This is a genomic window from Rhizobium sp. BK619 (assembly GCF_014195245.1).
Taxonomy (GTDB): domain Bacteria; phylum Pseudomonadota; class Alphaproteobacteria; order Rhizobiales; family Rhizobiaceae; genus Rhizobium; species Rhizobium acidisoli.
In genome coordinates, this window is record NZ_JACIBH010000005.1 from 70,346 (window position 1) to 92,731 (window position 22,386).

A 22,386-nucleotide genomic window follows, 5' to 3' on the forward strand; every position below is an offset into this window, starting at 1 on the left:
ACCGCCCAGATCGGAGACGTGTTTTTGGGTGACAGGCGTTAGAGCAGGCCAAGTTCCGTCAGCTCGCGGCGAAGGTCCGCGGGCATTTCGACGATGCCGGCGCCGAGGCTCATCAGGTCGCGCGGCACGTCATCCTCAGTGTAATAACGCCAGCCCTGGAAGGGACGTTTCGGCTGCACAGCCGTCTCGATGACCTCCGGGCCGAGCATCAGCCGGCAGCGCGAGATGCCCTCGCCGTCGGTAAAGGTCTCGATGCCGAGCAGCTTCTGCCGCGCCTGTACCTGCCCCTTGATCACCCAGTAAAGCGAGCCGCCGTCAAGCAGCTCCTCCATGCGCTTCGGCACCATGCGCGTCGTGTGCACCGAATGCGGCTCAAGGCCGGCGGCGATGGCGCTGAGCGACCGCTCCGCCACCCATTCGCGCAGATCGTCTATCGAGTCGGCGCCGACACAGAGTTTGATGAGATGCAATGCCATGCCGCCGTTGAAATCCTTTTGGCGGCAGGCGTCAAGCATCTAAAGCAATTCCAGGAAAAGTGTTAAGCGGTTTTCCGTCCGGAATTGCGTAAAAACAAAAACTTAGAGCGGATCAGCGCTTCCGTGAAGCGCTGATCCGCGCTAACGCACGCGTCCACAAACTCAGCATTCGACGACATTGACGGCAAGGCCGCCCGTCGACGTTTCCTTGTATTTCTCGCTCATGTCATTGCCGGTCTGGCGCATCGTCTCGATACAGGCGTCGAGTGGCACGAAATGCTGGCCGTCGCCTTTGACCGCCAGCGATGCCGCGGTGACCGCCTTGACGGCGCCGAGCGCGTTGCGCTCGATGCAGGGAACCTGCACCAGGCCCGCGACCGGATCGCAGGTCATGCCGAGATGATGTTCGAGCGCGATTTCGGCGGCGTTCTCGATCTGCTCCGGCGTGCCGCCCATGACGGCGGCAAGGCCGGCGGCCGCCATCGCGGCCGCCGAGCCGACCTCGCCCTGACAGCCGACCTCGGCGCCGGAGATCGAGGCATTGTGCTTGATGATGCCGCCGATAGCCGCGGCCGTCAGCAGGTAATCACGGATGCCGTTCTGATCCCAGTCCTCGTGGAAATGCTCGTAATAGCGGATCGTCGCCGGAATGACGCCGGCAGCCCCGTTGGTCGGCGCCGTAACGACGCGCCCGCCGGCGGCATTCTCCTCATTGACGGCCATCGCATAGACGCTCAGCCAGTCGTTGGCGAGCAGCGGGTTGACGCGGTTGCTGCGCCACTCCTCCTCCAGCTTGTCGTGAATCCGGCGGGCGCGGCGCTTGACGTTGAGACCACCAGGCATGATGCCCTCGACCTTGAGGCCGCGCTCGATGCAGGAGCGCATCGCCTCCCAGATGCGGTCGAGCCCCTGATCGAGCTCCTCCGGGCTGCGCTGGCTCTCCTCGTTCGCCCGCTTCATCTGCGCGATCGACAACCCGGAGCGCTCGGCCATGTCGAGCATCTGCCTGGCGGTCGCGAAGGGATAGGGCACGCGTGTGCCGCCGGCCGCATTCTTCTTCGCCCGCATCTGTTCCAGCTCGGTGTCGGTGACGACGAAACCGCCGCCGACCGAATAATAGACGCGCTTGACGAGCAGCCGGCCGTCCCGGTCAAAAGCGGAAAAGATCATGCCGTTGGCATGGCCGGGCAGCGGCTGTTTCTTGTCGAAGATCAGGTCGGTCTTCGGCTGGAACTGATAGCCGGGATGCCCCTCCGGCGTGATGCGGCCGGTGCGCTCCACCGTATCGACGATACCGTCCATCTTGTCGGGATCGACGCTGTCGGGCGCCTCGCCCATCAGCCCGAGAATGACGGCCCTGCCCGTGCCGTGGCCGATGCCGGTATGCGCGAGCGAACCGTGTAGGCTGACCGTGATCGCCACGACCTGCGCGCCCGAGGACGGGCGCGGCCATTCGTTCGACAAGATCAGCGCGAGAAACCGGTTGGCGGCCGACATCGGACCCATCGTGTGCGAGCTCGACGGCCCGACACCGATCTTGAAGACATCGAATACCGAGAGAAACATGGATGTGCCTTCTGATTACGAGGATGCAAGCTTAAGCGACGCCGGTTTTCCATCCGTGCGGACCACCGACATCGCATGCAGCCGGTGCGACATTGTGGCCGGACATTAAAACGATGACGCCCGCCTTACCAGTCATTGCAGCATTTCGATGCATATGTAAGGTGGCCGCACTTCATGCGGAGACTGAATCACTGATGACGACGGCGGACTATATCGCTCTGGCCTTCTTTGCCTGTGTCTGGATGGGCTATTCCTGGCTGCTGCATGGCCGCACCTTCTTCGGACGCACCAGCCTCACCCATGCGATGATCGAACGGCGCCGCGAGTGGATCTATAATTCGCTGCGTCGCGACCTGAAGATGATCGACACGCAGATCATGGCGGGCCTGCAGAACGGCACCGCCTTCTTCGCGTCGACCTCGATCTTCGCCCTGGGCAGTTGCTTCGCACTGCTCGGGGCGACGGAGAAGGTCGACGCCGTCTTCGCCGACCTGCCCTTCGTCTTGCATGGCGGCCATGGCGTCTTCGAGATGAAGGTCGGCGGGCTGGCAGTGCTGTTCGGCTACGCCTTCTTCAAGTTCGGCTGGTCCTATCGGTTGTTCAACTACTGCACCATTCTGTTCGGCTCGATCCCGATGCTGCGCGACGCCGAGAGCGACATAATCGCCGCCGAGCGGGCCGCCGAACGCGTCATCCGCATGAATGTCATTGCCGGCAGCAATTTCAACGAGGGCCTCCGAGCGATCTTCCTGTCGATCGGCTATCTCGGCTGGTTCATCAACCCCTATGTCTTCATGACGACGACCGCGATCGTCATCTTCGTGCTGGCGCGGCGGCAATTCTTCTCGCAGGCGCGGCTGGCGATCATGGATGCCGGCCCGCCATCGAATCTCAACCTTTCCGCCATTCGCCGCGACATGCCGTCGAGCGACGGACGTGATTTGCCCGAGGAACTGTAATGACATTGCCGGCAATCGAAGCCGATGCGGCGGCAAGACCGCCGCGCATCGGCCTGTTGGACACGGCGCGCGGCGCCGCGCTGATCGCCATGGCGAGCTACCATTTCAGCTGGGACATGGAGTTCATGGGTTATCTCGCGCCGGGCACGGCCGAGACAGGCTGGCTGAAGATCTATGCCCGGGCGATCGCCACGACCTTTCTCTTCATCGTCGGCATCAGCCTGGTGCTCTCGAGCAAGCCGGAGGTCCGCTGGCCTTCCTTCTGGAAGCGTTTCGGCATGATCGCCGCGGCCGCCGCCGTCATCTCGATCGCCACGCGCATCGCCATGCCGGAGACGTGGATCTATTTCGGCATCCTGCATTGTATCGCGGTGCTGACGCTGATCGGTATCGTTTTCATCAGGCTGCCGCTCGCCGTCACGCTGATCGTGACAACAGCGCTCCTGGCCGCCTGGCTCATCGACAATTTCGCCACACCCGGCCTGCTGCGCTCGTCCTTTTTCGATCCGAAATATCTCGCCTGGATCGGCCTTGCCGTCATGCCGGATCGGTCGAACGACTACGTGCCATTGTTTCCCTGGGCAACGCCGTTCTTCGCTGGATTGAGCATCGCCTCGATCGCCATCAGAACCAGGCTGCCGCATCGGCTTGCCGCCCTTGGCACCGGCTCCTGGTGGCCGGCGTGGCTTGGCCGCCACAGCCTTGCCTTCTACCTGATCCATCAGCCGGTGCTGATCGCCATCGCCTACGGGCTTTCGCTACTCGTCCCGCCGCCGCAGCCGGATCCGGCCGAAACTTACCTGAAGCAATGCAACTCCAGTTGCGTCATGCAACAGGGCGAAGCGCTCTGCCAAAGCTTCTGCCAGTGCACGCTCGACAAATTGCAGGCCCAAAGCCTGTTGACTCAGTTGCAGGCAAACCAGATCGACGTACAAAACGATGAGCGGGTCCAGACGATCGCCGGCGAATGCAGCGCCGAGGTGGAATAACCTCAGCTCGGCTCAGGTGGTGACGCCGATTTCGGCGAGGCGGCCGAGGCAGGCCTCTTCGATATTGTCGAGTTCCACCAGCGTGTCGTCGATATCCTTGCGCTTCTGGCGCAGGTCGTCGCGCTTCTCGTCGACGCGCTTCATCAGCAGCTTCAACTGGCCGAGTTCGCCCGGCGGCTCCTTGTAGACCTGGATGATCTCGCGGATCTCCGCAATGGTGAAACCGATACGCCGACCGCGCAGAATTTCCCCGATGAGTCGTCGATCGGCCTGCCGGAAGAGCCGGGTGCGCCCGCGCCGCTCCGGATGGATCAGTCCCTCGTCCTCGTAGAAGCGGAGCGTGCGCGTCGAGACACCGAATTCGCGCGTCAGCTCCGTTATGCTATAATATTTGTTCACCAGCATGTGTTCCCCGTCATGAACCGGCAATAATATTGACTTTTACGTAATAGTCAATTTTGACCGCCACTCAGATACCGAACCACCATGTGGCGATGCCGAGAAAGGCGAAAAAGCCGGTACAATCGGTCACCGTCGTCACGAAGACCGACGAGGCGATCGCCGGGTCGGCCCCGACCTTGTCGAGCAGCAGCGGCAGCAGGATGCCGGCAAGAGCTGCCGCCATCAGATTGATGATCATTGCCGCGGCGATCACCCCGCCGAGCTGATAGTCGTGGAACCATATGCCGGCGATCGCGCCCATGATCGTCGCGAAGACGATGCCGTTGAGGATGCCGACGCCCGCTTCCCTGCGAATGATGCGGCCGGCATTGTAGATGTCGAGATCGCGGGTGGCGAGTGCGCGCACCGTCACCGTCATCGTCTGCGTGCCGGCATTGCCGCCCATCGAGGCGACGATCGGCATCAGCACCGCCAGCGCGATCATCTTCTCGATTGAGGCATCGAACAGGCCGATGACGCTCGCCGACAGCATTGCCGTGCCGAGATTGATCAACAGCCAGAGGAAACGCGAACGCGCCGTCGACAGCACATTGTCCGACAGTTCTTCGTCGCCGACGCCGCCGAGGCGCTTGATATCCTCGTCCGCCTCCTCGTGGATGACGTCCACGACATCGTCGATGGTCAGCACGCCGACCAGCCGCCCGTTCTCGTCGACGACGGCGGCCGACAGAAGGTCGTACTGCTCGAAGAGCTGGGCGGCCTCCTCCTGGTCCATCTCGGCCGGGACCGGATGGTTGGTCTCGCGCATGATCTGCTCGATCTTCGTCTGCCGCTTGGTGCGCAGGATCTGGTCGAGATCGACGGCGCCAAGCAGCTTGAAGGTCGGATCGATGACGAAGATCTGCGAGAAGGAATAGGGAAGATCCTCCTCGTCACGCATGTAGTCGATCGTCTGTCCCACAGTCCAGAACGGCGGCACGGCGACGAATTCCGTCTGCATGCGGCGGCCGGCCGAGCTTTCGGGATAATCGAGCGCCCGGCGCAGCCGGACCCGCTCGGTAAACGGCAGTTGCGCCAGGATCTCTTCCCGGTCTTCCTTGTCGAGATCTTCCAGAATGTAGACGGCGTCGTCCGAATCGAGATCGCCGATCGCGGCGGCAATCTGCTCGTTCGGCATCTGGTCGACGATCTCGCGGCGGATCGCCTCGTCGACCTCGGTCAGCGCCGTCATGTCGAAATCGTCGCCGAGCAGGCGCACCAGCGCCAGGCGCTGATCCGGCTGGATCGCTTCCAGCAGGTCGCCTATTTCGGATTCATGCAGGCGGGCAACATTCTGGCGCAGGAACAGCGTGTCGCGATCGGCGATCGCGGCGCCGACCAGCGCCAGGAAATCGCTGCGAACATTGCCGTCCTCGTCGTAGATATCGGCTTCCTCGTCCTCGGAACGCCTGCGGATGCGGTCTTCGCCATCGGTCGTCGTCATCTGCCGCCCTCGCATCTGGTTCGAATTTCAACGACTACAGCGCCGCATTCGCGAATGTCGGCGGAAAACATATTGTCAACAAGCAGATAAGCGAATCCCCGCGCGAGGTTCACGCGGCCGGAATCCATAGCTCCTGCTAGCTGAAAGCATCCCTGCCGTAAAGCAGCAAACCTGCCGCTTGATGACAATGCCCGCGGCCGGCGATAGTTTCGCCACGCATCCGAGCCGAGGAACGCCGCCCCATGACCATTCGCCCGATCCTGCGTTACCCGCATCCTGGTTTGAAAACCGTCTGCGCGCCGGTGACCGTCTTCGATTCATCGCTTGCCGCACTTGCCGACGACCTGCTGGCGACGATGCGCGCCGCGCCCGGTGTCGGCATCACCGCTGCCCATATCGGCGTTTTCACCCGCCTGACGGTGCTGGAGCTCGACAGGACCGACGGCATGCGCCTCTACGTCAACCCGGAGATCACCTGGTTCTCGAAGGAGACGATGAGCCATGTCGAAGGCAGCGTCTCGATGCCGGGAGCGACCGACGAGGTCACGCGCCCGCGGTCGATCCGCTTCCGCTATCAGGACGCCGAGGGCGGCATGCACGAAGATGTCGCCGACGATTTCCTCGCCATCTGCATCCAGCACGAAGTCGACCAGCTCGACGGCATTTTCTGGCTGCAGCGCCTCTCGCGGCTGAAGCGCGACCGCCTCGTGAAGAAATGGGAGAAGGCCCAAGTTGACAATCAAGCCTGACGATCAGGCCTGACAAATCGGCTCCCGCGCCGAACCATTCGCCACTGCCGGCGTTTCCAGCAGAGAAACCCAGCGTTTCCCCAAAGAAACTAGGAGCGACTGCAATGGCAAGGACAGGTGACAAGCCCCCCATTTCCCGCGAAGGTGCCAAGCTTTTTGATCAAAAGGCAGGGCTTTCCCGCGAGGAAGACTATCGCGACCTCGAGGAACGCAATCTCGACGACGGTTGGCCCTATGCTGACGGTACCGGTGCCGATCCGGCCAACCGCCCCTATGGCGAGACGGCGGCAAATTTCGACAGCGATCCCAACAAAGGCTTCCGGATCGACGGCACGGATGCAGACGGCAACGAGAACCGTCTGAAGGATTCGCTGCGGGCCGATACCATCGACCGCGATGAAAGCGACGAACTCGAAGCGCGGGTGAACGACAATCTCGAAAACATTCCCGAGGTCGACATCAACAGCATCGAAGTTCATGCCGACGGGCACGTCGTCACGCTGGAAGGTTCGGTAGAGACGATCGGCATCGCCCGCAAGGTCGAACTCGGCGCGCTGTCGGTCGACGGCGTCCACCATGTCCGCAACAAATTGCAGCTGACCGGTGTCGACGCCCATATCCCCAACGAAGACTGATTCACGCGCGCAAGACATGGATAGTCGGCGCGGGCGGCAATGCCTCCCGCAGCCTCGGCGTGTCGACCTCAACATTACAAAAAGTTAACAATTACAGATTGCATCGCGACATGATTTTGAAGAAGCCATATCCTGTCATTTTGCTTAGGCGGCTTCTGTAACGCGAACGTCAATTTTGGTGACAACACTGTGATTTTATTCGGACAAAAGGTCGCGGCTGTGCCGCCGTCTTATCACAAAATTGCCTGAATTGGGGCGCGAACTCTGATGCGCCGAGGGTTGGTTTTATGTTGTGAAATTCAACAGTAGATTGAGGAGATAGACCCATGCGCATCAAATTTGCCCTTGCCGCGTCCCTGTTCGCCGTCAGCCTTGCAGGCGCCGCTTTCGCCCAGCCGAGCTATTCCGACGACTACACCAACGATAGCGACGGCTTCGCCCCGAGCCAGATGTCCAAGCCGGCCCCCGTTCACTACACCAACCACAAGGCCCCGGCCTATTCCAGCGACTACACAAATGACAGCGACGGCTTTGCCCCGAGCGCCATGGCCGCCCCTGCCGTGGACAAGACCGCCACGGCGAGCATCAACGCCCTGCCCCCATGCCACAGCATGATTGGCCCGAAGGGCTCCCACACCAAGGGTGCCGATAGCGGCGCTTCCCGCACCGAAGCGTGCCGCGCCACGCATTGATCCAATAAGAAAGGGCCGGTTAACCGGCCCTTCTCTTTTCAATCTGCTTTTCTGTCGCATTAGAACACGAATGGAACAAGCCGGTAGCGGGTCGTGGCCATGAAGGCCGTGTAGGCAGGATCCTGTTTGAGCAGCCTCTCCTCCGCCAGGAGGCGGAAACATTGCGCGATCAGCGCCGTCGCATAGATGGCAAAATTCCAAAGGCTCGGATGAGTGAGGAAGAAGCCGATATGCATCATCAGATAACCCGCATACATCGGATGACGGACAAATTTGTAAGGGCCGCCGATCTTGATACCGCGATTGGCCGGCACCAGGCCGAAGCTTCGCCGCAATGACAGCTTTGCCGCTATCTGCAGCATGAAACCCAGGACCATCACCGTGCCGCAGAGTGCGAGCGGCGCCAGCGGTTCCGACGTATTGGGTGAGACGAGCAGCGGGAAGAGCGTGCCGATGGCGGTGACCGTCCAGTCATAAAGCCGCAGCGACGCATTTCGCGTCGGCCGGCGCGTCAGAATGAGAAAGGCGGCGGCTCCCTCCGAAAAGAGCAGCAGGCCGTCGATGATCGCCCTGTTGTCCTGCATCTGGGGCACGATGCGCATGACGATCGCAACGAATAAATAGCCGACTAGGACCTTTTCGACGATATCGAGAACGAAATAGACATCGAGGAATGACCAGCTTGCCGCTGCCTGTTTTTTCATAATTCGCAAGACTTCCGCATCACAAAGTTGAGGTAAGCTATATATGCGAAAGCGCTAATTATGGGTTAAGGCATTCGACCATATCTGACAGAACGGCGATGCAAATTGACGGGGACAGGGCGCCGTTTCGAACGCTCAGCTTTCGCTCATCGTTTCGCCAAAAACCGCCTCGAAGGCGGTGCGCAGCCGCATATCGACATCGGCCATCATCACCGGCAAGCCAAGATCGACCAGGCTGGTCACGCCATAGGCCGAGATTCCGCAGGGCACGATGCCGCCGAAATGATCGAGATCGGGATCGACGTTGAGTGACAGTCCGTGGAAGGTCACCCATTTCCGCAGCCTGATCCCGAGGGCGGCGATCTTGTCCTCGGCCATCGTTCCATCGGCAAGCAACGGCTTTTCCGGCCGCCGCACCCAGACGCCGACGCGATCCTCGCGCCGCTCGCCGCGCACATTCATCATATCAAGCGTGCGGATGACGACGTCCTCGAGGGCGGCGACGAAGGCGCGCACGTCCTGCCGCCTGCGCTTCAGGTCGAGCATCACATAGGCGACCCGCTGGCCGGGGCCGTGATAGGTATATTCACCGCCGCGCCCAGTCGCAAAGACCGGAAACCGGTCCGGCTGGACGAGATCCTCGGCATTGGCACTGGTGCCCGCGGTATAGAGCGGTGGATGCTCGACGAGCCAGACGAGTTCGTCGCCGCCCTCTGATATCACCGCCACTTCGCGCTCCATCGTCTCCACCGCCTCCTCATAGGCAACGAGGCCATCGGCGATGCGCCAGCGCACCGGGCGGTTGCCGAGATTCGGGAGCATGGAGAATTCGAGATCGGTGCGAAGCATGGCCATTCCTTGCCGCTCTCCCCGAAATGCCTGAAAAAAGGGGCGGCAGGAAACCTATATGGACCCGTTTCGGGGCCAATTCAAATGCTGTGACCGGTTTTGAAAAAAACTGTCATATCGCCCTTGTGCACCCCAAATGCTTTTGCTACATGCTGCCCCGCCGACGCAAATCGGCACCTACCACGATGCGGTCGTGGCGGAATTGGTAGACGCGCAGCGTTGAGGTCGCTGTGGGGCAACCCGTGGAAGTTCGAGTCTTCTCGACCGCACCAAAAATCCCCGATATATCAACGGCTTAACCGCTTTTGGTGCCCGGGGATTTTTTGCTTTTCAGCTTAAAGTTAATCCGTTCAACAGCCTACCTCTGAATCTCCGTGTACCATTCACGCGGCGAGCGCCAATCTAGCTTGGTTGTTAGAATAAACTGCCTCTACTCCTCAGGTTTCCAATTCGTTATCATGGCTAGAATGTGGGTGTACCCCAATGCCGCGCACAGGTGCAGGCGGTGGAAGCCCTCGCGCAGTTCATAGCGCCGCTCGCCCGCTCGCTGAAACAGCACCACAGGTGGCAACGGCGTGCCGTCACGCAGGGCGAGCAGGATGCTGCTGCTGCGGACTACGCCCGGCCTGTCAGGATCGATCTTATCGAAGTTGGGAACGCCGGTAGATCGTACCGGCGGATCAATTAGCGCAATTGCTACCGGGCTGCCCTCAGTAGCCGCCGGTGCATTAGTAGCGGGGCTAAAGCCAGCCATGCCTGCCCTGACCACCAAAGTCCGAGCTTCGGCCAGTGTTTTCGTGTCAATGGGCATCGGCTTCTTCCTACGCTCTATGAGTGGATCGGTCAGGGGAGGACGATCAGTTTTATACCCGATCTTGGTACAGTTTTTGGTACACTGAGAGGAACAGGGGCTCAAAACGGCTCAACGTAGGCCAACGAAAACCGGGTCTCATTGAACTCGTTGGCGGTCTGATCGCCTCTCGACCGCACCATCTCCCTTCAGGGAAACGCTTTCCAAGCGACGATTTCGATTTCACCTCGACGCTATTTGCGCTTGCTCGGCTTGATCGGCCGGCGTTCGCATGGTTGATGGCGTCATCCCCTCATGAATCGGCCGCCATGTCAGAGCATCCAGCCCATCAAAACTCCCTGCAGGGCATGGCCATCATGTCCGGCGCCATGCTGATCCTGCCGACCATGGACGCCATCGCCAAATATATGGCGACCTTCGAGGCGATGTCGCCGGGCCAGGTGACTTTCTACCGATTCTTCTTCCAGATCGCCTGCACACTGCCGATTCTCGTCGCCGTTTTCGGGCAGAAGGCCCTTTCGGCCAAGCGGCCATGGATGAACCTGCTGCGCGGCGTGCTGCATGGCGCTGCGAGCCTGCTGTTCTTCGTCGCCGTCAAATACATGCCGCTTGCCGACGTCTTCGCCATCTATTTCGTCGAGCCGTTCATGCTGACGGCCATGTCGGCGCTGTTCCTCGGTGAGAAGGTCGGCTGGCGACGCTGGATGGCGATCGTCGTCGGTTTCGGCGGCGCGATGATCGTCATTCAGCCGAGCTACGAAATATTCGGCCTGAAGGCGCTGCTGCCGGTCGCCTGCGCCTTTCTGTTCTCGCTCTATCTGTTCCTCAACCGCGCCATCGGCGAGGCCGATTCGCCGCTGACCATGCAGACGATGTCCGGCATCGGTGGAACGCTCTTCATGGCCGCCGCCCTTTTCGTCGGCAGCGGCTCCGGCAACGCCGATTTTTCCGTCTCTCTGCCCGCCTCCGGCCTCGGTCTTGTCCTGCTTCTCGCCCTCGGCTCGATCTCCGGCTATGCGCATCTGCTGATCGTCCGGGCTTTCCGGCTCGCACCGCTGTCGTTGCTTGCGCCGTTCCAATATTTCGAGATCATCTCGGCGACCGTTCTCGGTTATGCGCTGTTCAATGATTTCCCGAATTTTTCCAAATGGATCGGCATCTTCATCATCGTCGCATCCGGCCTCTTCATCATCTGGCGCGAGCGGCTGCAGGCGCGATCGCTAAAATCCTCCTGATCCCGGGAATATCGAATTAACTCCGCTTCTTGAGGGATCGTCAATTCGCAGACGGTAAAACAGTTTCCGGCTTCATGATGAAGCCTGGAGCTAAAACATGAGCGAATTTCGTCTCGCTTTCCCGGCCTGTGTGGTAGCCGGCAAGCATCGGCTGACGGCCGAAGATATAGTGCTGTTGCGCAAACATGCTTTCCCGGAAGGCATCCGGACATCCGACGATGTCGTGGCGATGTTGGCGCTCAACAATTCCTGCCCCGAGAAATGTGCCGCGTGGAACGCGTTCTTCGTCGAGCAGCTCGCCGGCTTCATCGTCCATTACACTTATCCGCAGGGCTCGCTTGATGAGATCAACGTTGCCTGGATCATGCGCATGTTCACGACCGATGGTGTCGTCAACTCGGCGCTGGAACTCGAGCTCATTCTCCATGTCATGGAGATTTCGGCCGATGTCCCCGGTGAATTGAGAGCGCTTGCGCTCGATCAGCTCCGCCTGGCGATCACCGACAATATCGGTGGCTACAAGCTGTCGCGCGCCGTCGACCGCCGGGGCATTACCCGCCAGGACGTCGATTTCACCATGCGCATTTTCAGAAGCGTCGCCGAAGGCGGCGTCATTCCCGTCTCGTCGGTCGAATACGGCGTGCTCCAGCAGATCGATCAGGCGACGCTGCCCGGCGCCAATCATCCGCGTTGGGCCGGGATTATGGCCGCCGCCGAGCTGCGCGACTATGCCGAGCCGCGGCGCAGCCGCTGGCTGCGCATCGTCGACGAAGAACCGGTCTCGGAAGCGGCTGTCGCCTGAAGCTCCTCAAGCCTGCCTGATGCTCTTCAAGCCTGATTGTGCGTTCCGGTGTTTTGTGCGTAAAACTCCGGAACGCATTTCTGGGTGGAGTCTCGATGTTCAAGAAAATCCTGATCGCGAATCGCGGCGAAATCGCCTGCCGCGTGATCAAGACTGCGCGCCGCATGGGCATTTTGACCGTCGCGGTCTATTCGGACGCGGACCGGGACGCGCTGCATGTCGAGATGGCCGATGAGGCCGTGCATATCGGCCCGGCCGCGGCCTCCGACAGTTACCTGGTTGCCGAAAAGATCATTGCCGCCTGCAAGGCGACCGGCGCCGAGGCGGTGCATCCGGGCTACGGCTTCCTGTCCGAGCGCGCCTCCTTCTGCGCGGAACTGGAAAAGCAGGGCATCGTCTTCATCGGCCCGAAGCCGAAGGCCATCATGGCGATGGGCGACAAGATCGAATCGAAGAAATTCGCCAATGCCGCCGGCGTATCCACCGTGCCCGGCCATCTCGGCGTCATCGAGGATGCCGCCCGTGCGGAAGTGATATCAGGCGGCATCGGTTATCCCGTCATGATCAAGGCATCGGCCGGCGGCGGCGGCAAGGGCATGCGCATCGCCTGGAATGAGGCCGAGGTGCGCGACGGCTTCGAGCGCGCCCGCTCGGAGGCGAAGAGTTCCTTCGGCGATGACCGCGTCTTCATCGAGAAGTTTATCGTCGAGCCGCGCCACATCGAAATCCAGGTGCTGGCCGATGCACATGGCAACGTCGTCTATCTCGGCGAGCGCGAATGCTCGATCCAGCGGCGGAACCAGAAGGTGGCGGAAGAGGCGCCCTCGCCCTTCCTCGACAAAAAAACCCGCGAGGCGATGGGCGAACAATCGGTGGCGCTGGCCAAAGCCGTCGACTACCAGAGCGCCGGCACCGTCGAATTCATCGTCGACCGCGACCGCAATTTCTATTTCCTCGAAATGAACACCCGCCTGCAGGTCGAACATCCCGTCACTGAGCTCGTCACCGGCATTGATCTCGTCGAGCAGATGATCCGCGTCGCCGCGGGCGAGCCGCTTGCCCTCGCTCAGGACGACGTCAGGCTCGACGGCTGGGCGATCGAAAGCCGGCTCTATGCTGAAGACCCTTATCGCAACTTCCTGCCCTCGATCGGCCGCCTGACGCGTTATCGCCCGCCGGCCGAAGGCCGGACCGGCAATATCGTGGTCCGCAACGATACCGGCGTTTTCGAAGGCGCGGAGATCTCGATGTATTATGACCCGATGATCGCCAAGCTCTGCACCTGGGCGCCGACACGGCTGGAGGCTATCGAGGCCATGGGCCGGGCGCTCGACGGCTTCGTCGTCGACGGCATCGAGCACAATGTCCCGTTCCTGTCGGCGCTGATGAAACATCCGCGCTGGCGCGATGGCCGGCTATCCACCGGCTTCATCGCCGAGGAATATCCCGATGGCTTCGCGCCGATGAAGCCGGACCGCACGGAAGAGGCCACGCTTGCCGCCATTGCGCTGTCCGCCTCGCTGATCGAAACGAACCGGCGCGAGCGTTTCGCCGATCGCCTGCGCGCCGCATCGGGCGCGCTGCGCGAGCACTGGGTGGTCAAGACAGGCGACAGTCATGTTGCTGTCAGATTGCTCGACGGCCTCGTCACCATTCCCTTCGATATGGAGATGGCGATAGAGGGCAAGAACAGCAGTGTTGTCACCGATTGGAGACCTGGCGATCCCGTCTGGAGCGGCACGGTCGGCGGACGGAATATCACCGCGCAGATCCGCCCCGTCCTCAACGGGTTGCGCATCGACTGGCAGGGGCTTTCGGTGACGGCCAAGGTCTTGTCGCCGCGTCATGCCGAGCTCGACAGATTGATGCCGGTAAAGCTGCCGCCCGATACCTCAAAGCTGCTGCTCTGCCCGATGCCCGGTCTCGTCGTTTCCATCGCGGTCGCCGAGGGCCAGGAGGTCAAGGCGGGGGAAACGCTTGCGATCGTCGAGGCGATGAAGATGGAAAACGTGCTGCGCGCCGACCGCGATCTCATCGTCTCGAAGATCAATGCCGCGGCCGGCGAAAGCCTGGCCGTCGATGCCGTGATCATGGAATTCGCCTGAACCAAAAGCGGCGCCGGCCAGCTGTTTCTCTTGAGCCGGCCTTCCCGGCCATGCCAAGGTCTGCGTCAAATAAAGCTAAAAGGGAGATTGGGAAGATGGACGTTCGCGCCGCCGTAGCCGTTCAGGCCGGAAAACCGCTCGAAGTGATGACCGTGCAGCTGGAAGGCCCGCGGGCCGGCGAAGTGCTGGTCGAGGTCAAGGCGACGGGCATCTGCCATACCGACGATTTCACCCTCTCGGGCGCCGATCCGGAAGGCCTGTTTCCGGCCATCCTCGGCCATGAGGGTGCGGGCATCGTCGTCGATGTCGGTCCGGGCGTCACCTCGGTCAAGAAGGGCGATCATGTGATTCCGCTTTATACGCCCGAATGCCGCGAATGTTATTCCTGCCTTTCCCGCAAGACCAATCTCTGCACCGCCATCCGCTCGACCCAGGGCCAGGGTGTGATGCCGGATGGCACCTCGCGCTTTTCGATCGGCAAGGACAAGATCCATCATTACATGGGCTGCTCGACCTTCGCCAATTTCACCGTGCTGCCGGAGATCGCCCTTGCCAAGGTCAATCCCGACGCCCCCTTCGACAAGATCTGCTACATCGGCTGCGGGGTGACCACCGGCATCGGCGCGGTGATCAACACCGCCAAGGTCGAGATCGGTTCGACGGCGATCGTCTTCGGCCTCGGCGGCATCGGCCTCAACGTGCTACAGGGGCTGAGGCTTGCCGGCGCCGACATGATCATCGGCGTCGACATCAACAATGACCGCAAGGCCTGGGGCGAGAAATTCGGTATGACGCATTTCGTCAATCCGAAGGAGGTCGGCGACGACATCGTGCCCCATCTCGTCAATATGACCAAGCGCAATGGCGACCTGATCGGCGGCGCCGACTACACCTTCGACTGCACCGGCAACACCAAGGTGATGCGCCAAGCGCTTGAAGCCTCCCACCGCGGCTGGGGCAAGTCGATCATCATCGGCGTTGCCGGCGCCGGCCAGGAGATCTCGACGCGTCCGTTCCAGCTGGTCACCGGCCGCAACTGGATGGGCACCGCCTTCGGCGGCGCGCGGGGGCGTACCGACGTGCCGAAGATCGTCGACTGGTACATGCAGGGCAAGATCCAGATCGACCCGATGATCACCCACACCATGCCACTCCAAGACATCAACAAGGGCTTCGACATGATGCACAAGGGCGAAAGCATCCGCGGCGTGGTGGTCTATTGATGCCTTCCAAGACCTTCACGGCCGACCTCAAGAGCGTCGATGAGCTCCTCGCGCGGGAGCTCTACGATCTCTTGAAAATGCGCGTCGATGTTTTCGTCGTCGAGCAGAATTGTCCCTATCCGGAACTCGACGGCAGGGATATCGATGCTCTGCATCTACGGCTGCTGGAGAGCGGCGAACTCCTGGCTTCGGCGCGGATCCTGAAACCGCACGCGCCGCATGATCCGTCGAAGATCGGCCGCGTCGTCGTCTCGCCTGCCCACCGCGGCAAACGCTTGGGCGATGCATTGATGAGCGAAGCGATCTCCGCTTGCGAACGGCTTTATCCGGCAAACCCCATCGCCTTGTCGGCGCAGGCGCATTTGCGCCGCTTTTATGAGGCCTTCGGTTTCAGCGTGGCGTCCGAGGAATATCTGGAAGACGGCATTCCCCATATCGACATGGTCCGCCAGCTGGCCATCCGGACGGCAGGGATACCGTCATGATCTATGTCGATGCCGATGCCTGCCCGGTGAAGCCGGAAATTCTAAAGGTCGCCGAACGCCTCGGCCTCGAAGTCACCTTCGTCGCCAATTCGGGCCTGCGCCCTTCCCGCGATCCGATGATCCACAATGTCATTGTCTCCAACGCCTTCGATGCCGCTGACAACTGGATCGCCGAGCACGCCGGTCCGGGCGATGTCGTCGTCACCGCCGACGTGCCGCTCGCCGTGCGCTGTGTCGCCACCGGCGCCTTCGTCAGCGGCCCCACGGGCCGCGTCTTCGACGAGACCAATATCGGCATGGCGAGCGCCATGCGCGATCTCGGCGCGCATTTGCGCGAAACCGGCGAGAGTAAGGGTTACAACGCCGCCTTCAGCCCGAAAGACCGCTCGCGCTTCCTCGAGACCTTCGACCGTCTCTGCCGCCGCGCCAAAAGCCTTTCCGCGGACTCAGGTGGGACGTAATCCCGCCCAGGCAAGAAACGGGTGGCATGGCAGCCGTATCGATTCCTACCTTGAAGTCGGCCGTCTCCTCACGCATATAGACGTCATCGCAGACGACTGCGGCATCTTACCGATGCAACCGTCGCGGGGACGGCCTCGCTCTTGAACAAGGAGAGTCGTATGGCCTGGTTTCTGCTTTTTCTCGCCGGTCTTTTCGAATGTGGCTGGGCGATCGGCCTTAAATACACCGATGGTTTCACGCGGCCGCTGCCGACCGCGTTGACTGTCATATCCATGGTGATCAGCGTCGTCCTGCTCGGCCTGGCGGTGAAGCACCTGCCGATCGGCACCGCCTATGCGGTGTGGACCGGTATCGGCACAGTCGGCACCGTGCTCCTCGGCATCTGGCTGCTTGGCGATCAGGCAAGTGTCTCCCGCCTTGCCTGCATCATGCTGATCGTCGGCGGCATCGCCGGCCTCAAACTCACGGCCTGACGAAGAAAATGCTGCGGGGCATCGCAAATGCCCCGCAGTCTGTGTCGGCTCAGGCTGCCTTGCGGTTATCGACGGAAAATGCGCCGGGACCGGAGAAGAACAGGTAGAGGAAGACGAAGCAGAACAGGATCGCGGCGTCGCCCTGGTTGACGGCCGGGAAGAAGCTGTTCGGGGCATGCGCCATGAAATAGGCGACCGCCATTTCGCCGGCAAGCAGGAAGGCGACGGGGCGCGTCAGCAGGCCGATGAGAATGAGGATACCGCCGACAAGCTCAAGAAGAGCCGCGAATAGCATCAGCGGCGGCAGCGAGCCGGACATCTGCGAAGCCGGGAAGCCGAAAAGCTTCATCGTGCCGTGTTCGATGAACAGCAGCGCGGTGATGATTCTGAGAGCGGCCAGCCCATAGGGGCGATAGGCGGAAAGACGCTCGAAAGTTGACATAAAACCTCTCCATTTAAAACAATGCAGCCGAGCGTTAGCCCGTCGCCGACGGGGATTGAACACACGGATCGCTGACGGCCGTTCACTTTTTCGACAGCAGGCAAACACCTGAGCCGGCAGCTTTATTAATTTTCGGATGTCACAGCGGAATGTTGTCGTGCTTCTTCCAGGGATTGGCGAGGTCCTTGTTGCGCAGCATCTTCAGCCCGCGCGCCAGCCGCCGGCGGGTCGAATGCGGCATGATCACCTCATCGACATAACCGCGCTCGGCGGCGACAAAGGGCGAGAGGAAGCGGTCCTCGTACATTTTCGTATGTGCGGCGATCTTCTCGGGATCGGCGATATCCTTGCGGAAGATGATCTCGACTGCGCCCTTGGCGCCCATCACGGCGATCTGCGCCGTCGGCCAGGCATAGTTGAGATCACCGCGCAGATGCTTCGACGCCATCACGTCATAGGCGCCGCCGAAGGCCTTGCGGGTGATGACGGTGAGCTTCGGCACCGTCGCTTCGGCATAGGCAAAAAGCAGCTTGGCGCCGTGTTTGATGAGACCGCCATATTCCTGCGCCGTGCCCGGCAGGAAGCCCGGCACGTCGACGAAGGTGACGATCGGAATGTTGAAGCAGTCGCAGAAGCGCACGAAGCGCGCCGCCTTGCGCGAGGCGTCGCTGTCCAGCACGCCGGCCAGTACCATCGGCTGGTTGGCGACGAAGCCGACGGTGGAGCCTTCGACACGTCCGAAGCCGCAGACGATATTGCCGGCAAAGCTCGCCTGGATCTCGAAGAAATCCCCCTCGTCCGCCACCTTCCGGATCAGTTCCTTGATATCGTAAGGCTTGTTGGCGCTGGCCGGCACCAGCGTATCGAGCGACATGTCGACCTCTGTCACCGACTGGTAACATTCGATCTCGGGCAGCGGCGCGGTATTCGACAGCGGCAGGAAATCGATCAGCCGGCGCACCTGCAGCAGCGTTTCCACATCATTCTCATAGGCGCCGTCGGCAATCGAAGAGCGCGTCGTATGGACCACGGCGCCGCCGAGTTCTTCCGCCGTCACCGTCTCGTTGGTAACGGTTTTCACCACATCCGGCCCGGTCACGAACATGTACGACGTATCGCGCACCATGAAGATGAAATCGGTCATCGCAGGCGAATAGACGTCGCCGCCGGCGCAGGGACCCATGATCACCGAGATCTGCGGGATGACGCCGGAGGCGAGCACATTGCGCTGGAACACTTCGGCATAACCGCCAAGCGCCGCCACGCCTTCCTGGATGCGGGCGCCGCCTGCATCGTAGATGCCGACGATCGGCGCGCGGTTCTTCAGCGCCATGTCCTGCACCTTCATGATCTTCTCGGCATGCGCTTCCGAAAGCGAGCCGCCGAAGACGGTGAAATCCTTGGCGAAGACGAACACGGTGCGGCCGTTGACCGTGCCCCAGCCGGTGACGACGCCGTCGCCGGCAACACGGCTCTTGTCCATGCCGAAATCGGTGGAGCGGTGTTCGACGAACATGTCGAACTCCTCGAAGGAGCCTTCGTCGAGGAAGAGGTCGATGCGCTCGCGCGCTGTCAGCTTGCCGCGCTTGTGCTGGGCGTCGATGCGCGCCTTGCCACCGCCGAGGCGGGCGACGCCGCGGCGCCGTTCCAGTTCTTCGAGAATTTCCTTCATGCGATCTCCCTCGCCGCTTGTGCTGAAGCGCGTCGCGATCTTTCAGATTCGCTCCCGGCGCTTCAGGTCTTTATTTTCTCGCATGCCGTTGCCGCAAAACCGCTGCACAATTTTGGCGACATGCTTTAGTGGCTTCGCCCGCTGAGTGAGAAAACCGAGCGTATCCTTGCCGCGACGTCCTCGGCCAGGATTTCGTCAGCAAGCTTGGGATCGGCGGCGATGCTGGTGACGTCGAAGGCGCTGACGGCGATCACCGAGCCGTCCTCGACGGAGGCAGCGTCGATGCTGACCTTGGCGATGTTGCGGTCCTTCTGGAAGCCGAGGCCCTTCTCGACGGAGACGACGCGGATTGTCAGCACCACCCGCGGCAGCACGGTATCGCGTACCGTGGCGTTGATGGCGGCATTGACACGGTCGTTGATGCCGGAAAGCAGATCGGCCGGCATGTTCGGGCCGGAGAGGACGACGGCGCTGCGAACATCATAGACCGGCGCCGCCGGCTTGGGGCCCGAGAGGCTGACGCAGGCCGTGAGCGCGACACAGACGAGTGCGGCCCGGCAAAAACATGACCTCAGCCAATTCATGACAAATCCTGCACCCCTCCGTTGGAGTCGCAGATTTCGTCATAATGCCTGGGGAGGCAATATGTTTCAGTCGCTTACGGCGAAAAAAACGTCCGTCGCCGCCTTGAACTCGGCAAAGCGCTTGGCGCGGCGCTCCTCGGCTTCCTCGTCGCTGCCCCAGTGCTCGATCGTCCAGTCCTCATCGAGATGGGCAAGCGACCAGGCCTCCTCCATCTTCAAGTGACCCTCGGCCAAGGCGAGCGCCAGGATCGCCGAACCGGTCAGCGTCGTGATTGTGTGGAGGGCTGCAAGCGCCATCGGATTGTCGTATCTGGCGAGCGTGACGGCGAAGGCGGCGGTCGCCTCGCGCGGCTGCTCACGCGGCATCACCCCTTCGACGAGGATGAAGCGGGCGCCGAGATTGTTTGCCGCCCAGTCGACGACGGGATCCCAGCGCTCGGTCTGACGCTCGACCAGCAGTTCCGGTCCATCGGCGCGGTAGCAGATGAGGTCGCTCGAGGAAAAGCGCAGGATATCTTCAAAGATCGCCTGCCGGTTGGCGTCGACACCGTCGAGCGCGGTGTTGACAAGCCGCGTCACCGGCATCTTCACGGGATCGATCTCTTCACCTTGCGCCTGCCATTCGGTAGCGACAAGACGCGCCAGCGTCTCTGTGGGAACCGCGAGAACCTGCCGTGCCGGCGTGCGCACCATCTTGCCGTCGAGCGTGATGGCAAAACCACCCTCATGCTCGGCAACAGCGACCTCGGCGTAGAAACGCTTCGGCAGCGGCTTCTTCATCTGGATCTGCGCCCGGCGGATCGGGTCGGGATGGCTCAGACCTTCGGAAAGGTCGTTCAGCAGGTCGCGCATGGGCTCACCTCAGGAAAAATGGCGCAATATCTCGTTCGGATGATAGGCGATCGCATCGGCGCCGTTGGCGATCAGCTCATCCACGCTGGCATAACCCCAGGCAACGCCGATCGCATCGGCGCCGGCAGCCTTTGCCATCTGCATATCGTAAATCGCATCGCCGATGACAATGGCATCGCGCGCATTCATGCCGGTTTCGTCGCAGCATTCCGTCACCATGGCCGGATGCGGCTTGGAAGGGCAGTCGTCGGCGGTGCGCGCAACCGTGAAATGTCGGTCGAAACCGTGCGTTTCCATTACGAGATTCAGCCCGCGCCTGGATTTGCCGGTCACCGCACCGATCAGCAGATCCTTGCGCCCGCAGATCGCGTCGATCATCTCGCGAATGCCGGGAAACAGCGGCTCCCTGTAGTCGAGATCCTGGCGCACCACCGAGAACAGCGATTTGTAATGCGCCGTCATCTCGATATCCTGCTGCTCGACATGCGGCCTGCCCTGCATGCGGGCGATGGCGATATCGAGCGACAGGCCGATAATCGCCTTGGTATCCTCAAATCGCGGTTCCGGCTTGCCGAACTTTTCGAAGGTGCGGCGCATGGTTTCGTGGATCAGGCCGGCGCTGTCGACCAGCGTTCCGTCACAATCGAAAAGCGCGAGTTTCATTCGCTGTCCCTTTCGGCGCCGGCAAGGTCGAGACCGAGAAGGTTCCAGGTCTGCACCATATGCGGCGGGAGTGGTGCGCTGACGCGCAGGCGGCCGCCGGATGGGTGCGGGATGTCGATGTGGCGCGCGTGCAGATGCAGCTTCTTCTGGACGCCGCCCGGAAAATCCCAGTTCGGATCGTCGTCGAAATATTTCGGATCGCCGATGATCGGATGGCCGATATGCAGGGCATGGACGCGCAGCTGGTGGGTCCGGCCGGTATAAGGTTCCATTTCCAGCCAGGCGAGGTTCTGGGCCGCCGTTTCGATGACGCGGTAGAAGGAAATCGCATGATCGGCGCCGTCCTCGCCGTGTTTGGCGATGCGCATGCGATCGCCATCGGCTGTCGGTTCCTTGACGAGCCAGGTCGAGATCTTGTCCTCGTGTTTGCGCGGCACGCCTTTAACCAGCGCCCAATAGGTCTTCTTGGTGTCGCGCTCGCGGAAGGCGGCGGTCAGCTTCTGTGCGGCGCCCCGGGTGCGGGCGATGACGAGAACACCTGACGTATCGCGGTCGAGGCGGTGAACGAGCCTAGGCTTTTCGCCCTTCGGGCTGGTCCAGGCTTCGAGCATCTGGTCGATATGCCGGGCCACGCCGGAGCCGCCCTGCACGGCAATGCCGGGCGGTTTGTTGAGCACGATCACCTTATCGTCCTCATGCAGCACCATGCGCGACAGCAGTTCGAAATCGGACGAATGCTTGAGATCCTTGCCGGCGATCGGCCCGGACTTCTTCGCATCGACATCGAGTGGCGGCACCCGCACCGTCTGGCCGGGCTGTACGCGCGCATCCGATTTGACACGGCCGCCGTCGACGCGCACCTGGCCGGAGCGCAAAAGCTTCTGCAGCGGCCCGAAGCCGAGCCCGGGAAAATGCACCTTGAACCAGCGATCGAGCCGCATGCCCGCTTCGTCGGCTTCAACCTTGATATGTTCTATGCCAGCCATAAAAAATCTTTCGGAAATTGCAGCACGGGCCATGCCGGCGTTCTTGCCGCAGCCTTTAGAGCATTTTCACGCAAAACGGAAACCGGA

General features: G+C 61.5%; 25 protein-coding genes and 1 tRNA gene. 13 read left to right on the forward strand and 13 right to left on the reverse strand.

Annotated features, from left to right (window positions below; translation table 11 throughout):
* Positions 1–38 precede the first annotated feature (38 nt).
* Together FHX14_RS10650 and FHX14_RS10655 are read right to left on the reverse strand one after the other, a co-directional pair.
* Positions 39–476, reverse strand: a complete 438-nt coding sequence (locus FHX14_RS10650; RefSeq protein ID WP_003579422.1) for a DUF1489 family protein — start codon at positions 474–476, stop codon at positions 39–41.
* Positions 477–638: 162 nt separating this feature from the next.
* Positions 639–2,042 carry an L-serine ammonia-lyase gene (locus FHX14_RS10655; RefSeq protein ID WP_003586320.1) on the reverse strand — a complete coding sequence of 468 codons (1,404 nt, stop codon included), beginning with the start codon at positions 2,040–2,042 and terminating at the stop codon, positions 639–641.
* A gap of 194 nt (positions 2,043–2,236) precedes the next feature.
* Between FHX14_RS10655 and FHX14_RS10660 the strand changes: the two genes are divergently transcribed.
* The gene (locus tag FHX14_RS10660) at positions 2,237–3,001 is read left to right on the forward strand and encodes a DUF599 domain-containing protein (RefSeq protein WP_184377079.1); all 765 of its coding nucleotides are present in this window, start codon (positions 2,237–2,239) and stop codon (positions 2,999–3,001) included.
* Complete coding sequence (locus FHX14_RS10665; RefSeq protein ID WP_184377080.1) at positions 3,001–3,990, forward strand: DUF1624 domain-containing protein; 990 nt, start codon at positions 3,001–3,003, stop codon at positions 3,988–3,990. Before FHX14_RS10660 ends, FHX14_RS10665 begins: the two co-directional genes overlap by 1 nt.
* A 12-nt stretch (positions 3,991–4,002) precedes the next feature.
* Here FHX14_RS10665 and FHX14_RS10670 read toward each other — a convergent pair whose 3' ends face one another.
* Together FHX14_RS10670 and mgtE are read right to left on the reverse strand one after the other, a co-directional pair.
* Positions 4,003–4,395, reverse strand: a complete 393-nt coding sequence (locus FHX14_RS10670) for a MerR family DNA-binding transcriptional regulator (protein ID WP_037073057.1) — start codon at positions 4,393–4,395, stop codon at positions 4,003–4,005.
* Between the two features lie 64 nt (positions 4,396–4,459).
* Complete coding sequence (mgtE, locus tag FHX14_RS10675) at positions 4,460–5,875, reverse strand: magnesium transporter (RefSeq protein WP_184377081.1); 1,416 nt, start codon at positions 5,873–5,875, stop codon at positions 4,460–4,462.
* A 242-nt stretch (positions 5,876–6,117) separates the two neighbouring features.
* Between mgtE and FHX14_RS10680 the strand changes: the two genes are divergently transcribed.
* The 3 genes from FHX14_RS10680 (at position 6,118) to FHX14_RS10690 (ending at position 7,951) form a co-directional block, all read left to right on the forward strand.
* Complete coding sequence (locus tag FHX14_RS10680) at positions 6,118–6,624, forward strand: peptide deformylase (RefSeq protein ID WP_184377082.1); 507 nt, start codon at positions 6,118–6,120, stop codon at positions 6,622–6,624.
* Positions 6,625–6,728: 104 nt separating this feature from the next.
* The gene (locus FHX14_RS10685; RefSeq protein ID WP_184377083.1) at positions 6,729–7,259 is read left to right on the forward strand and encodes a BON domain-containing protein; all 531 of its coding nucleotides are present in this window, start codon (positions 6,729–6,731) and stop codon (positions 7,257–7,259) included.
* A gap of 326 nt (positions 7,260–7,585) precedes the next feature.
* On the forward strand, positions 7,586–7,951 hold the full coding sequence (locus FHX14_RS10690; protein ID WP_184377084.1) for a hypothetical protein: 366 nt from the start codon (positions 7,586–7,588) through the stop codon (positions 7,949–7,951).
* A gap of 59 nt (positions 7,952–8,010) precedes the next feature.
* On the opposite strand, the gene FHX14_RS10695 is transcribed toward FHX14_RS10690, so the two are convergent.
* The gene (locus FHX14_RS10695; protein ID WP_184377085.1) at positions 8,011–8,655 is read right to left on the reverse strand and encodes an isoprenylcysteine carboxylmethyltransferase family protein; all 645 of its coding nucleotides are present in this window, start codon (positions 8,653–8,655) and stop codon (positions 8,011–8,013) included.
* Between the two features lie 135 nt (positions 8,656–8,790).
* A complete protein-coding gene (lipB, locus tag FHX14_RS10700) occupies positions 8,791–9,510 on the reverse strand; it encodes a lipoyl(octanoyl) transferase LipB (protein ID WP_054183082.1) in 720 nt (239 codons plus the stop codon).
* 181 nt (positions 9,511–9,691) lie between these two features.
* On the opposite strand from lipB, the gene FHX14_RS10705 reads away from it, so the two are divergent.
* Positions 9,692–9,776 (forward strand) — tRNA-Leu (locus FHX14_RS10705).
* A gap of 158 nt (positions 9,777–9,934) precedes the next feature.
* Here FHX14_RS10705 and FHX14_RS10710 read toward each other — a convergent pair.
* A complete protein-coding gene (locus FHX14_RS10710; protein ID WP_003586307.1) occupies positions 9,935–10,315 on the reverse strand; it encodes a hypothetical protein in 381 nt (126 codons plus the stop codon).
* Between the two features lie 278 nt (positions 10,316–10,593).
* On the opposite strand from FHX14_RS10710, the gene FHX14_RS10715 reads away from it, so the two are divergent.
* The 7 genes from FHX14_RS10715 (at position 10,594) to sugE (ending at position 17,100) form a co-directional block, all read left to right on the forward strand.
* Positions 10,594–11,550, forward strand: coding sequence for a DMT family transporter (locus FHX14_RS10715; protein WP_184377086.1), 957 nt, complete (start codon positions 10,594–10,596; stop codon positions 11,548–11,550).
* A gap of 97 nt (positions 11,551–11,647) precedes the next feature.
* Positions 11,648–12,352 (forward strand): hypothetical protein, encoded by a 705-nt coding sequence (locus tag FHX14_RS10720; RefSeq protein WP_184377087.1) that lies wholly within the window; start codon positions 11,648–11,650, stop codon positions 12,350–12,352.
* A 95-nt stretch (positions 12,353–12,447) separates the two neighbouring features.
* On the forward strand, positions 12,448–14,457 hold the full coding sequence (locus tag FHX14_RS10725; RefSeq protein ID WP_184377088.1) for an acetyl/propionyl/methylcrotonyl-CoA carboxylase subunit alpha: 2,010 nt from the start codon (positions 12,448–12,450) through the stop codon (positions 14,455–14,457).
* Between the two features lie 95 nt (positions 14,458–14,552).
* Positions 14,553–15,680 carry an S-(hydroxymethyl)glutathione dehydrogenase/class III alcohol dehydrogenase gene (locus FHX14_RS10730; RefSeq protein ID WP_012555864.1) on the forward strand — a complete coding sequence of 376 codons (1,128 nt, stop codon included), beginning with the start codon at positions 14,553–14,555 and terminating at the stop codon, positions 15,678–15,680.
* Positions 15,680–16,165 carry a GNAT family N-acetyltransferase gene (locus FHX14_RS10735; RefSeq protein ID WP_184377089.1) on the forward strand — a complete coding sequence of 162 codons (486 nt, stop codon included), beginning with the start codon at positions 15,680–15,682 and terminating at the stop codon, positions 16,163–16,165. Before FHX14_RS10730 ends, FHX14_RS10735 begins: the two co-directional genes overlap by 1 nt.
* Positions 16,162–16,626, forward strand: coding sequence for a YaiI/YqxD family protein (locus tag FHX14_RS10740; RefSeq protein ID WP_184377090.1), 465 nt, complete (start codon positions 16,162–16,164; stop codon positions 16,624–16,626). The genes FHX14_RS10735 and FHX14_RS10740 overlap by 4 nt, the downstream gene beginning before the upstream one ends.
* A gap of 159 nt (positions 16,627–16,785) precedes the next feature.
* Positions 16,786–17,100, forward strand: coding sequence for a quaternary ammonium compound efflux SMR transporter SugE (gene sugE / locus FHX14_RS10745; RefSeq protein ID WP_184377091.1), 315 nt, complete (start codon positions 16,786–16,788; stop codon positions 17,098–17,100).
* A 49-nt stretch (positions 17,101–17,149) separates the two neighbouring features.
* On the opposite strand, the gene FHX14_RS10750 is transcribed toward sugE, so the two are convergent.
* From FHX14_RS10750 to FHX14_RS10775, 6 genes are all read right to left on the reverse strand, one after another.
* Positions 17,150–17,542: a DoxX family protein gene (locus FHX14_RS10750; protein WP_003586299.1), complete on the reverse strand. Its 393-nt coding sequence runs from the start codon at positions 17,540–17,542 to the stop codon at positions 17,150–17,152.
* 139 nt (positions 17,543–17,681) lie between these two features.
* Positions 17,682–19,214: an acyl-CoA carboxylase subunit beta gene (locus FHX14_RS10755; protein WP_054183076.1), complete on the reverse strand. Its 1,533-nt coding sequence runs from the start codon at positions 19,212–19,214 to the stop codon at positions 17,682–17,684.
* Between the two features lie 125 nt (positions 19,215–19,339).
* Positions 19,340–19,798 (reverse strand): hypothetical protein, encoded by a 459-nt coding sequence (locus FHX14_RS10760; RefSeq protein WP_054183075.1) that lies wholly within the window; start codon positions 19,796–19,798, stop codon positions 19,340–19,342.
* Between the two features lie 66 nt (positions 19,799–19,864).
* Positions 19,865–20,650, reverse strand: coding sequence for an ATP12 family chaperone protein (locus FHX14_RS10765; protein ID WP_184377092.1), 786 nt, complete (start codon positions 20,648–20,650; stop codon positions 19,865–19,867).
* Positions 20,651–20,659: 9 nt separating this feature from the next.
* A complete protein-coding gene (locus FHX14_RS10770; protein ID WP_184377093.1) occupies positions 20,660–21,313 on the reverse strand; it encodes an HAD-IA family hydrolase in 654 nt (217 codons plus the stop codon).
* A complete protein-coding gene (locus FHX14_RS10775; protein WP_003586294.1) occupies positions 21,310–22,299 on the reverse strand; it encodes an RluA family pseudouridine synthase in 990 nt (329 codons plus the stop codon). The genes FHX14_RS10770 and FHX14_RS10775 overlap by 4 nt, the downstream gene beginning before the upstream one ends.
* Between the last annotated feature and the right edge of the window lie 87 nt (positions 22,300–22,386).